General features: G+C 63.8%; 11 protein-coding genes. 10 read left to right on the top strand and 1 reads right to left on the bottom strand.

Annotation, left to right across the window (positions count from 1 at the left end; all coding sequences use genetic code 11):
• The first annotated feature begins 90 nt into the window (after positions 1–90).
• Positions 91–1,374, top strand: coding sequence for a putative hydroxymethylpyrimidine transporter CytX (gene cytX / locus M5G11_RS19390; RefSeq protein ID WP_273913805.1), 1,284 nt, complete (start codon positions 91–93; stop codon positions 1,372–1,374).
• On the opposite strand, the gene M5G11_RS19385 is transcribed toward cytX, so the two are convergent.
• Complete coding sequence (locus tag M5G11_RS19385) at positions 1,343–2,089, bottom strand: RsiV family protein (protein WP_273913806.1); 747 nt, start codon at positions 2,087–2,089, stop codon at positions 1,343–1,345. The two genes, cytX and M5G11_RS19385, sit on opposite strands and share 32 nt — an antisense overlap.
• Before the next feature lie 176 nt (positions 2,090–2,265).
• On the opposite strand from M5G11_RS19385, the gene M5G11_RS19380 reads away from it, so the two are divergent.
• The 9 genes from M5G11_RS19380 to M5G11_RS19340 all read left to right on the top strand — a co-directional run bounded on the left by M5G11_RS19380 (position 2,266) and on the right by M5G11_RS19340 (position 11,546).
• Complete coding sequence (locus tag M5G11_RS19380; RefSeq protein ID WP_273913807.1) at positions 2,266–2,883, top strand: NUDIX domain-containing protein; 618 nt, start codon at positions 2,266–2,268, stop codon at positions 2,881–2,883.
• The gene (locus tag M5G11_RS19375; RefSeq protein WP_273913808.1) at positions 2,874–3,326 is read left to right on the top strand and encodes a DUF1249 domain-containing protein; all 453 of its coding nucleotides are present in this window, start codon (positions 2,874–2,876) and stop codon (positions 3,324–3,326) included. The genes M5G11_RS19380 and M5G11_RS19375 overlap by 10 nt, the downstream gene beginning before the upstream one ends.
• An 86-nt stretch (positions 3,327–3,412) precedes the next feature.
• Entirely contained in the window at positions 3,413–4,228 is an 816-nt protein-coding gene (gene cpdA / locus M5G11_RS19370; RefSeq protein ID WP_273913809.1) for a 3',5'-cyclic-AMP phosphodiesterase, read from the top strand.
• 116 nt (positions 4,229–4,344) lie between these two features.
• Positions 4,345–4,953 carry a YqiA/YcfP family alpha/beta fold hydrolase gene (locus tag M5G11_RS19365; RefSeq protein WP_273913810.1) on the top strand — a complete coding sequence of 203 codons (609 nt, stop codon included), beginning with the start codon at positions 4,345–4,347 and terminating at the stop codon, positions 4,951–4,953.
• Between the two features lie 36 nt (positions 4,954–4,989).
• Entirely contained in the window at positions 4,990–6,894 is a 1,905-nt protein-coding gene (gene parE, locus M5G11_RS19360; RefSeq protein WP_273913811.1) for a DNA topoisomerase IV subunit B, read from the top strand.
• Positions 6,891–7,880 carry an esterase-like activity of phytase family protein gene (locus tag M5G11_RS19355; RefSeq protein ID WP_273913812.1) on the top strand — a complete coding sequence of 330 codons (990 nt, stop codon included), beginning with the start codon at positions 6,891–6,893 and terminating at the stop codon, positions 7,878–7,880. Before parE ends, M5G11_RS19355 begins: the two co-directional genes overlap by 4 nt.
• Entirely contained in the window at positions 7,877–8,395 is a 519-nt protein-coding gene (locus M5G11_RS19350) for a retropepsin-like aspartic protease family protein (RefSeq protein ID WP_273913813.1), read from the top strand. Before M5G11_RS19355 ends, M5G11_RS19350 begins: the two co-directional genes overlap by 4 nt.
• Positions 8,396–8,405: 10 nt before the next feature.
• Complete coding sequence (gene parC / locus M5G11_RS19345; RefSeq protein WP_273913814.1) at positions 8,406–10,664, top strand: DNA topoisomerase IV subunit A; 2,259 nt, start codon at positions 8,406–8,408, stop codon at positions 10,662–10,664.
• A 174-nt stretch (positions 10,665–10,838) separates the two neighbouring features.
• Positions 10,839–11,546 carry a PqiC family protein gene (locus tag M5G11_RS19340; RefSeq protein ID WP_273913815.1) on the top strand — a complete coding sequence of 236 codons (708 nt, stop codon included), beginning with the start codon at positions 10,839–10,841 and terminating at the stop codon, positions 11,544–11,546.
• The last annotated feature ends 71 nt before the right edge of the window (positions 11,547–11,617 follow it).

The raw sequence follows: 11,617 nt of genomic DNA, 5'->3' as shown, positions 1-11,617 counted from the left end.
AAAAAATCTGACAGTCCCCCTGTGGGAGCCGGCCTTGCCGGCGATAGGGCCTGAAAGAACACCCAAAAACTTCCTGTCGAGACCCTTGTCGTGAGCACACCCAGCCACTACTCCCCTGATACCCCCGTCCCTGGCAACCAGCGCCCGTTTGGTGCCCGCGACCTGTTCTCCCTGTGGTTTTCCCTCGGCATCGGCCTGATGGTTCTACAAACCGGGGCCTTGCTTGGACCCGGCCTTGGCCTGGCCGGTTCGGTCCTGGCGATCACCCTCGGCACCCTGGTCGGCGTGCTGTTGCTCGCCGCCGCCGGTGTCATCGGCAGCGACACCGGCCTCTCGGCCATGGGCACCCTGCGCCTGAGCCTGGGCCGCCACGGTGTGGCCCTGCCGGCCGTACTCAACCTGCTGCAGCTGATTGGCTGGGGCTCGTTTGAAATCATCGTCATGCGTGATGCTGCCAGCCTGCTCGGCGCTCGCGCCTTCGGTGAAGACAGCTTCTGGGTCAGCCCGTTGCTCTGGGCCCTGTTGTTTGGCGCCTTGTCGACGCTGCTGGCAGTCGCCGGCCCGCTGACCTTCGTGCGTCGCATCCTGCGCAAATGGGGCATTTGGCTGCTGATCGGCGCTTGCCTGTGGCTGACCTGGAACCTGTTCAGCAAAGTCGACCTGGCCGCGCTGTGGGCCCGTGGCGGTGATGGTTCGCTGTCGCTGGCGGGCGGTTTCGATATCGCGATTGCCTTGCCGCTGTCGTGGCTGCCACTGATTGCCGACTACTCGCGCTTCGGCAAGCGTGCAACTGGCGTATTCGGCGGTACGGCGCTGGGCTACTTCATCGGCAACCTGTGGATGATGACCCTGGGCGTGGCCTATATCCTGGCGTTCGCGCCGGATGGCGAAGTGAACACCTTGCTGCTGGCACTGGCCGCCGCAGGTTTCGGTATCCCGCTGTTGCTGGTGCTGCTGGACGAGTCGGAGAAAGCCTTTGCCGACATCCATTCGGCGGCGGTTTCGAGCAGCCTGCTGCTGCGTGTGAAGGTCGAGCACCTGGCCCTGGCCATCGGCGTGCTGTGCACCCTGATCGCTTGTTTCGCACCGCTGTCACAGTACGAAAGCTTCCTGTTGCTGATCGGCTCGGTGTTCGCGCCGCTGTTCGGCGTGGTGCTGGTTGACCACTTCATCCTGCGCCGCCGTCGCCTGCCGGCGGTGGTCGATGCGCTGCATGGCGGTGCGTTGCTGGCCTGGGTGGGCGGTGTGGTCACCTATCACCTGCTGGCCAACTTCGCCCCGCAGTTCGGCGCCACCCTGCCGGCACTGGTCCTGGCAGGGTTGCTGCACGTACTGTTCAGCTTCAGCCGCGGCCGGGAAACAGTTCCGGCCTGATCACGCCGTTCAGGCGCGGGTAGGGGATCTTCAGCTCGATGTGGCCCATGGCGTACGGGGCAATGGCATACACCTCGTACTTGAGCACCACCGCGCCGTAGGTCAGGGCGATGTGCGGGGTTTTCTGGAAGGGCCAGGTCTTCACGAAGTCCGGGTCCTTGTCCATGCCGGTGCTCACCAGCCAGCCCTTGTGGGCTTCTTCGGCGGTCTTCCAGAAGGTCGCCTCCTGGCCCGGGACCAGCATGTCCTGCAGGGTCAGGACCTTGTCCTGCTGGCGCGAATAGTTGATGAAGCCGCGCCCTGGCATGCCATGGGCACCGCCAGTGTCCAGGTAGCTGGACAATTCGATGATCACCAGTCCGTCATGCTGCTCGCGTACCTTGGCTTGCAGGTAGCTGCTGTGGCGGCTGTCCGCTTCACGCAGGAAGCTGTCTTCATAGGACTTGAGCGAGGCCGGCAGTGGCGCACCTTCGCCGTCGCGGGTCATCGCCAGCAGGCGGCGCTCGACGATGGCATCGAGTTTTGGCAGGGCCGGGAAGTGCACCACATCAATGTTCACCAGCGGGCAGTCGGCATTGCTGCAGCCCGGCTTGATGTGTTCCCAGGCCTCGCGCTTGACCTCCAGCGGCGTGCGCATATTAGGCTTGAACAGGCTTTGGCATGCGCCAAGCGCCAGTGCCAGGAAGGCCACAGCAGTCAGTTTCGCAAGCGTCATGATGATCCTTTAAGACAACGGTGATCGGGCTTGGACCGTCGGCAGCGCGGTCAGTTCGCCACTAAGCTCAATAGAGTCGAGGCGGCTATCGTCGCAGCCTGCGGGAATGTTTGAAAGGGGTGAAAGCCAGCGTAGTGCAGGTTAGGATGGCGCGAAGTGAAGTAATGAGGTTGCACATGACAGACACGCACAAGGCCGTACCGACCGAGGTCGAGATCACCCGGCGGGAAAACTGCTTCACCGGGTTCTACCAGCTGGACCGCGTGCACCTGCGCCATGAACTGTTCGCCGGTGGCATGGGCCGCGAGATCCACCGTGAGCTGTTCGTGCGCCACGATGCGGTGTGCGTGTTGCCTTACGACCCCCAACGCGACGAAGTGGTGCTGATCGAGCAGTTTCGCGTGGGCGCCCTGGGCAAGACGGAAAACCCCTGGTTGATCGAACTGGTCGCTGGTCTGATCGACCGGGACGAGCAGCCGGAAGAGGTTGCGCGGCGCGAGGCGCAGGAGGAAGCTGGGCTGAAAATCCAGACGCTGTGGCCGATGACGCGGTACTTCCCGTCCCCCGGTGGCAGCGATGAGTTTGTGCACGTGTATCTGGGCCGTTGCGACAGCGCTGGGGCGGGCGGTCTGCACGGGCTGGAGGAAGAGGGCGAAGACATTCGCGTGAAGGTCTGGGCGTTCGAGGATGCGCTGCAGGCTGTACGCGACGGGCAGATAGCCAATGCGGCAACCATAATTGCCTTGCAGTGGCTGGCCTTGAACCGCGATGAAGTCAGGGGGCTGTGGTCGTGAATCTGTTGCGTGATCGCTACCGGGTGGATCTGGTCGGGCTGCAGGCGGCTTGCGAGGCCAACTACGCCCGTCTGATGCGCCTGTTGCCGGACATGCGCACCGCGCAAAGCTCGCGGCGCATCGGCATGACCCAGGGCGACCAGATGCTCGGCGTACTGGTGCTCGATGTGGTCCTGGCCTGCCCCTACACCACCACCTTGCGCGTGCGCCAGGAACACAGCCTGCCGTGGCTGCCGGTGCCGCAACTGGAAGTGCAGGTCTACCACGACGCGCGCATGGCCGAGGTGGTCAGCGCCGAGCACGCCCGACGTTTTCGCAGTGTCTACCCGTACCCCAACGCGGCCATGCACCAGCCTGACGAGAAGGCCCAGCTCAACCTGTTCCTCGGTGAATGGCTGAGCCATTGCCTGGCCTGTGGCCATGAACTGGAAACCGTTCGCTGAAACTGTGACCGGCGTCCCTGGTGGCGGTTTGCTCCGGTGCGCCATCCCCACCATAATTCGTGCTGAATCCGCCCAAGGAGACGGCCTTGCCGCAAGCAATCCCTACTGCCAGCCGCGAATCGGCGCTGCTGGTGCAGCTGTCCGACAGCCATCTGTTCGCCGACGCGGACGGTACGCTGCTGGGCATGAATACCCGCGACAGCCTGCAGCGGGTGATCGGGCAGGTGCTGGCTGAGCAGCCGCACATCGATCTGCTGCTGGCGACGGGGGATTTGTCCCAGGATGGCTCGCTGGACTCCTACCAGCAGTTCCAGCACATGACCGCGCCACTTCGCGCCCCGGCGCGCTGGTTGGCCGGCAACCATGACGAGCCCTTGCCCATGGAGCAAGCGGCCGAAGGGACGCAGTTGCTGGACCCGGTGGTCGACATCGGTGCCTGGCGCGTGGTGATGCTCAACTCGGCAGTGCCCGGGGCGGTGCCGGGGCTGCTCGGCGAGGACCAGTTGCAGTTGCTTGAGGCGGCGCTGATCGAGGCCCCCGAGCGCCACTGCCTGATCTGCTTCCATCACCAGCCGGTGGCCATCGGTTGCGCCTGGATGGCCCCGATCGGCTTGCGCAACGCCGATGCCCTGTTCGAGCTGATCAAAGGTTATCCACAGGTGCGCGCCCTGCTATGGGGCCATATCCATCAGGAATGGGACCAACTGCGCGATGGCGTGCGACTGTTGGCCTCACCCTCGACCTGTATCCAGTTCGAGCCGTGCAGTGAAGACTTCAAGGTCGGTGAACAGGCCCCTGGCTACCGCTGGATGAAGCTACTGTGCGACGGGCGCCTGGAAACCGGGGTGTCGCGGCTCACCGACTTCGCCTTCACCGTGGACTATGAAAGCGACGGCTATTGAGCGCCGGTTTAATTGTTGCCGCGTACCTAAAGCTGATCCGCTGAGCCGCGAACAGGCTAAACTGCGCGTCTTTGCGCCTGTTTGATGCAGGCGTTTACGGCAATCATGGGGGCGGCATGGCGGGTTCGATTCTTTATATTCACGGTTTCAACAGCGCGCCGTCCTCGACCAAGGCCTGCCAGCTGGTCGCGGTGATGCAGCAACTGGGCCTGGCCGAGCAACTGCGCGTACCGGCGCTGCACCATCACCCGCGCCAGGCCATTGCCCAGCTGGAGGCGGCCATCACCGAGCTGGACCGGCCATTGCTGGTCGGCAGCTCGCTCGGCGGCTACTATGCGACCCACCTGGCCCAGCGCCATGGCCTCAAGGCCCTGCTGGTCAACCCGGCGGTCAACCCGCACCAGATGTTCGAAGGGCACCTGGGCACCCAGCAGAACCATTACACCGGTGAAACCTGGGAACTGACCCTGGAGCATGTCCAGGCCCTGGCCGAACTTGAAGTAGCGCCGCCAGAACGCGCCGAACAGTTTCAGGTTTGGCTGCAAACGGGCGATGAAACCCTGGATTACCGGCGTGCCGAGCGCTTCTACCGCGCTTGTGCCCTGCGCATCCAGGCCGGTGGCGACCACAGCTTCCAGGGCTTCGCCGCGCACCTGCCGGCCTTGCTGAGTTTTGCCGGTGTGCCGGCACAGACGTATCAAACGCTCGATTTTTCTGTATTTTGAGTGCTTATTTTCACCTACGAATGACGACGAGAATCCATGGCCACTCCCAGCGCTAGCGCCTATAACGCAGACGCCATCGAAGTCCTCTCCGGCCTTGACCCGGTGCGCAAGCGCCCGGGCATGTACACCGACACCAGCCGGCCCAACCACCTGGCCCAGGAAGTCATCGACAACAGCGTCGACGAAGCCCTGGCCGGTCACGCCCGCTCGGTGCAGGTCATCCTGCATGCCGACCACTCGCTGGAAGTGTCCGACGACGGTCGCGGCATGCCGGTGGACATCCACCCGGAAGAGGGCGTGTCGGGCGTCGAGCTGATCCTCACCAAGCTGCATGCCGGCGGCAAGTTCTCCAACAAGAACTACCAGTTCTCCGGTGGTTTGCACGGTGTCGGCATTTCGGTGGTCAACGCCTTGTCCACGCAGGTCCGCGTGCGGGTCAAGCGCGACGGCAACGAATACCAGATGACCTTCGCCGATGGCTTCAAGGCCACCGAGCTGGAAGTCGTTGGCACGGTCGGCAAGCGCAACACCGGTACCAGCGTGTACTTCGCGCCGGACCCGAAGTATTTCGATTCGCCGAAATTCTCCATCAGCCGCCTCAAGCACGTGCTCAAGGCCAAGGCCGTGTTGTGCCCGGGGCTGCTGGTGAGCTTCGAAGACAAAGGCACCGGCGAGAAGGTCGAGTGGCATTACGAGGACGGCCTGCGCTCCTACCTGGTCGACTCGGTCAGCGAGTACCTGCGCCTGCCCGACGAGCCGTTCTGCGGCAGCCTGGCGGGCAACAAGGAGGCGGTCGACTGGGCCTTGCTGTGGTTGCCCGAAGGCGGCGACAGCGTCCAGGAAAGCTACGTCAACCTGATCCCCACCGCCCAGGGCGGCACCCACGTCAACGGCCTGCGCCAGGGCCTGCTGGATGCGATGCGCGAGTTCTGCGAGTTCCGCAACCTGCTGCCGCGCGGGGTCAAGCTGGCCCCGGAAGACGTCTGGGAGCGCATCAGCTTCGTCTTGTCGATGAAAATGCAGGAACCGCAGTTCTCCGGGCAGACCAAGGAACGCCTGTCGTCCCGCGAGGCGGCCGCCTTTGTCTCCGGCGTGGTCAAGGATGCCTTCAGCCTGTGGCTCAATGCGCACCCCGAGCTGGGCATGCAACTGGCGGAACTGGCGATCAACAACGCCGGTCGTCGCCTCAAGGCCAGCAAGAAGGTCGAGCGCAAGCGCGTTACCCAGGGCCCGGCTCTGCCTGGCAAGCTGGCCGACTGCGCCGGCCAGGACCCGATGCGTGCCGAACTGTTCCTGGTGGAGGGTGACTCCGCCGGTGGTTCTGCCAAGCAGGCGCGCGACAAGGAATTCCAGGCCATCCTGCCGCTGCGCGGGAAGATCCTCAACACCTGGGAAGTCGACGGCGGCGAAGTGCTCGCCAGCCAGGAAGTGCACAACATTGCCGTGGCCATCGGGGTCGACCCGGGCGCAGCGGACATGAGCCAGCTGCGCTACGGCAAGATCTGCATCCTCGCCGACGCCGACTCCGACGGCCTGCACATCGCCACCTTGCTTTGCGCCTTGTTCGTCCAGCATTTCCGCCCGCTGGTCGAGGCCGGGCACGTCTATGTGGCGATGCCGCCGCTGTACCGGATCGACCTGGGCAAGGAAATCTACTACGCCCTCGACGAGCCCGAGCGCGACGGCATTCTCGACCGCCTGGTGGCCGAGAAGAAGCGTGGCAAGCCGCAGGTCACCCGATTCAAGGGCCTGGGCGAGATGAACCCGCCACAACTGCGTGAAACCACCATGGACCCGAACACCCGGCGCCTGGTGCAGTTGACCCTGGAAGACTTCGAGCACACTCGCGAGATCATGGACATGCTCCTGGCCAAGAAGCGCGCGAGTGATCGCAAGAGCTGGCTGGAGTCCAAAGGCAACCTGGCCGAGGTCCTGGCTTGATACGTCTGGCCCTGACCGCGCTGTTGTCACTGCTGGCCTTGCCGGCGCTGGCCGAGCCCTGGCCGGAGTTGGTGCTCACTGCCGAGCACCCGGTCGACGGCATGCGCGGTGGCAACCTGTCCGGGCTGGCGCTGTGCAACGGTGTGTTGTGGACGGTGTCGGACCGCGACGATGACCTGCTGTACCGCCTCGACACCCAAGGTGTGGTGTGGCAAGCCGAAGGTGTCCCGCTGGCCGTGCCGCCACCGCCAGACAGCGGTTTGCCATGGGGCATCCGCTCGCGTACCTGGGCCGCGTCCCTGGTACGTGGTGGTGAAATGGATTACGAGGGGATTACCTGCGATGGCGCGGGTAACCGCTATATCGTCAGCGAAACCCATGCCGCGGTGCTGCAAGTGCCGGTCGCGGGTGAGCCGAACTGGCTGAAAATCGACCCGAGCATGGTGCGCCAGGCGCGGGCCAGCGGCATGTTGCTGCACTTCAATGCCTTGTTCGAGGGCCTGGCGATCAACCCGGCGGGTGACCGCTTGTGGCTGGCCGCCGAGCGCGAACGGCGCGGGCTGCTGGCGGTCAATCGCCAGCAGAGCACCTGGAAGTGCGGCGAAAAAGGCTGCGTGTTGCTCAGTGAAGCCGGCACCGAGCTGCAGCCGGAACAGATGGGCAAGCCGCGCGAGCTGTCGCGTGACTTCGCTGACCTGGCGCTGTATGACGGTAAATTGTTCACCCTAGAGCGCAATGCCTTCCGCATCTGCCGCCGGGATAGCGAGACGGCTGCGGTCGAGCGCTGCTGGTCGTTTGCCGCTGAAGCCCTGGTGGATTCGCGGCGCTACAGCCAGCCGTTCGGCCTGGCCGAAGCGCTGGTGATTGACGCCCAGGGTGCCTGGATCGGCCTGGACAACAACAATGGCAGCCGCGCCGACGGTGAAGAACGTCCGATCGTCTGGCGCTTTGCCGCGCCGAAAGGCGGCTGGAGTGCCAAGCGTTGAGCCAGGCACCGGGCAAGCGAGCGGGGCGAGTGCTCCTGGTGTTGGCCTGGGCGGCGGGCCTGTTCCTGGCCACGCGGTTCTTCGGGCAATGGGAAGAGCGTCAGGCCAACCCGAACAGTGAAGTCACCTCGCAACATGGCGAGGGTTACATCGAAGTCCGCCTGGCCAGCAACGGCCAGGGGCACTTCGTCGCCGATGGGCTGATCAACGGCCAGGCGGTGCATTTCATGCTGGATACTGGCGCGACCGATGTGGCGATTCCCGAGGCCATGGCCCGACAGTTCAATCTGGAGCGCGGCGCGCCGGTGACGTTGAGCACGGCCAATGGCCGCACCCAAGGCTACCGGACTCGTCTGGACAGCCTGCAACTGGGCGATATTTTGCTGCGCGACGTGCGCGCCCTGGTAGTGCCGGGGCTGGACGGCGAGCAGGTCTTGCTGGGCATGAGTGCCCTGAAACAACTCGAATTTACCCAGCGCGGCGGCACCTTGCTGCTGCGCCAGACCTTGAAATGATGAGGCCCGCATGAGCGACTCCCTTGATCTCAGCCTCGATGGCGTAGAGCGCCGGTCACTGGCTGACTTCACCGAACAGGCCTACCTCAACTATTCCATGTACGTGATCATGGACCGGGCGCTGCCGCATATCGGTGACGGCCTGAAGCCGGTGCAACGACGCATCGTCTACGCCATGAGCGAACTGGGCCTGGATGCCGATTCCAAGCACAAGAAATCGGCGCGTACCGTCGGTGACGTGCTCGGCAAGTTCCACCCCCACGGCGACTCGGCGTGCTACGAGGCCATGGTGCTGATGGCGCAGCCGTTCAGCTACCGCTACACCCTGGTCGACGGCCAGGGCAACTGGGGTGCGCCGGACGATCCGAAATCCTTCGCGGCCATGCGTTACACCGAGGCGCGCCTGTCGCGCTACTCCGAAGTGTTGCTCAGCGAGCTGGGCCAGGGCACTGCGGACTGGGTACCGAACTTTGACGGCACCCTCGATGAGCCTGCCGTGCTGCCGGCGCGCCTGCCGAACATCCTGCTCAACGGCACCACCGGTATCGCCGTGGGCATGGCCACCGACGTGCCGCCGCACAACCTGCGCGAAGTCGCTTCGGCCTGCGTGCGCCTGCTCGATGAGCCCAAGGCTACCGTCGAGCAGCTCTGCGAGCATATCCAGGGCCCGGACTATCCGACTGAAGCGGAGATCATCACCCCGCGTGCCGACCTGCTGAAAATCTACGAAACCGGCCGTGGCTCGGTGCGCATGCGCGCCGTGTACCGCATCGAAGATGGCGACATCGTGGTTACCGCATTGCCGCACCAGGTCTCCGGGGCCAAGGTGCTGGAGCAGATCGCCGCGCAGATGCAGGCCAAGAAGCTGCCGATGGTGGCCGACCTGCGTGATGAGTCCGACCATGAGAACCCGTGCCGCATCGTGATCATCGCGCGCTCCAACCGGGTCGACCTCGACGAGCTGATGCAGCATCTGTTTGCCACCACCGAGCTGGAGTCGAGCTACCGGGTCAACGTCAACATCATTGGCCTGGACGGCCGGCCGCAGTTGAAGAACCTGCGGGCCTTGCTGCTGGAGTGGCTGGAGTTCCGCATCAACACCGTGCGCCGCCGCCTGCAACACCGCCTGGACAAGGTCGAGCGTCGCCTGCACCTGTTGGAAGGCTTGCTGGTGGCGTTCCTCAACCTGGATGAAGTGATCCATATCATCCGCACCGAGGAGCACCCCAAGGCAGCGCTGATCGCCCGTTTCGACCTGACTGAAACCCAGGCCGAATACATCCTCGAAACCCGCCTGCGTCAGTTGGCGCGGTTGGAAGAGATGAAGATCCGCAACGAGCAGGATGAGCTGGCCAAGGAACAAGCCAAGCTGGCCGCCCTGCTGGGCAGCGAAAGCAAACTGCGCAAGCTGGTGCGTACCGAGCTGATCAAGGACGCCGAAACCTATGGCGACAACCGTCGCTCGCCAATCGTTGCGCGGGCCGAGGCCAAGGCACTCTCGGAAAACGAGCTGATGCCGACCGAGCCGGTCACAGTGGTGCTTTCCGAAAAAGGCTGGGTGCGTTGCGCCAAGGGCCACGACATCGATGCCACGGGCCTGTCGTACAAGGCCGGTGACGGGTTCAAGACCGCCGCGATGGGGCGTTCCAACCAGTTTGCAGTGTTTATCGACTCGACCGGACGCAGTTATTCGGTCGCCGCGCATACCTTGCCATCGGCACGCGGCCAGGGCGAGCCGCTGACCGGCCGCCTGACGCCACCACCGGGGGCCGCGTTTGAGTGCGTGTTGCTGCCGGATGACGACGCGCTGTATGTGATCGCTTCCGATGCCGGCTATGGCTTCGTGGTCAAGGGTGAAGACCTGCAGGCCAAGAACAAGGCGGGCAAAGCCCTGCTCAGCCTGCCCAATGGCGCCAAGGTGATCAGCCCGCGAGCGGTGGCTGACCGTGAGCAGAATTGGCTGGCGGCGGTGACGACCGAAGGTCGGTTGTTGATCTTCAAGGTCAGCGACCTGCCACAGCTGGGTAAAGGAAAGGGCAATAAAATCATCGGCGTGCCGGGTGATCGGGTGGCCAGCCGTGAAGAATATGTCACTGATTTGGCGGTCATTCCCGAGGGCGCGACCCTTGTATTGCAGGCCGGCAAGCGTACTCTGTCACTCAAGGGTGATGACCTGGAGCATTACAAAGGCGAGCGTGGGCGGCGTGGCAACAAGCTGCCGCGTGGTTTCCAGCGGGTTGATGCGCTGTTGGTCGAACACCTCGAATAGTCGCTCCAGAGGCCTCGAACAGGGTTTTTCACGCCTGTTCGCGGCTTAAACGCTGGAGTCGTGCGGCTATTTCGCGGATGATAGGCCCCTTTGCGGTGCCAGCGTGGCTGTGTGCCCGAACGTTTTCACGAGTATCACTGCGGTAAGCCGTATGGCGACTGCTTGGATGGGATGATGAAATTTCTGCGCCTTCCATTTGTTTTAATGCTCAGTGGCGTACTGGGCCTGGCCGGGTGCAGCGTGCACCAGCCAGTATCGCTTTATCAGCTCGACAGCGGCGAGCCGGGGCAACCCAAGCAGAGCGCCGGTATGGCGGTGGTGCTGGGCCCGGTGTCGGTTGCCGACTATTTGCAGCGTGAGACGCTGTTGCAGCGTCAGACCGATGGCAGCCTGACTGCATCGACCGAGGGTCGTTGGGCGGGTAGCTTGTCGGCGGATATCGACCAGTTGCTGGTTCGTCAGTTGGCTTGGCGGCTGGACAGCCAGCGTGTTGTGCTGGCGCCGGCGAATACCGGGTTCAACCCGGATGTGCAGGTACTGCTGTCGATTACGCGCCTGGATTCGGGTACCAATCAGCCGGCGATCCTTGATGCGCAGTGGCGTTTGCTCGACCGTCGTGGCCAGGTGCGTGATAACCGCATCGTGCATCTGGAGCAGCCGCATACGGGTACTTCGGCAGCGCAGGTGCAGGCGCAGGGGCAGTTGTTGCAGCGTCTGGCCGAGCAGTTGAGCGTAGCGCTCAAACCGTTGGCCAATCAGCCGGCGATTGCTGAAGAGACGCCGAAGAAGAGTGCACCGGTGCAGGTGCGCAAAGATCCGGAGAAGCCGAAGATTCCACTGGCTTCGCCGATTCGCACGGATATGGAAGTGTTCCGCTTCTGATGCCTTGAACAACAAAAAGCCCGCAGCGATGCGGGCTTTTTTGTGGCCGCTATGCAGCCAATCGCCGGCAA

The sequence above is a fragment of the Pseudomonas fontis genome (genome assembly GCF_028656955.1).
Lineage (GTDB): Bacteria > Pseudomonadota > Gammaproteobacteria > Pseudomonadales > Pseudomonadaceae > Aquipseudomonas > Aquipseudomonas fontis.
The sequence above is the reverse complement of the archived record's forward strand: the minus strand, read 5'-3'. Positions and strand labels throughout refer to the sequence as shown.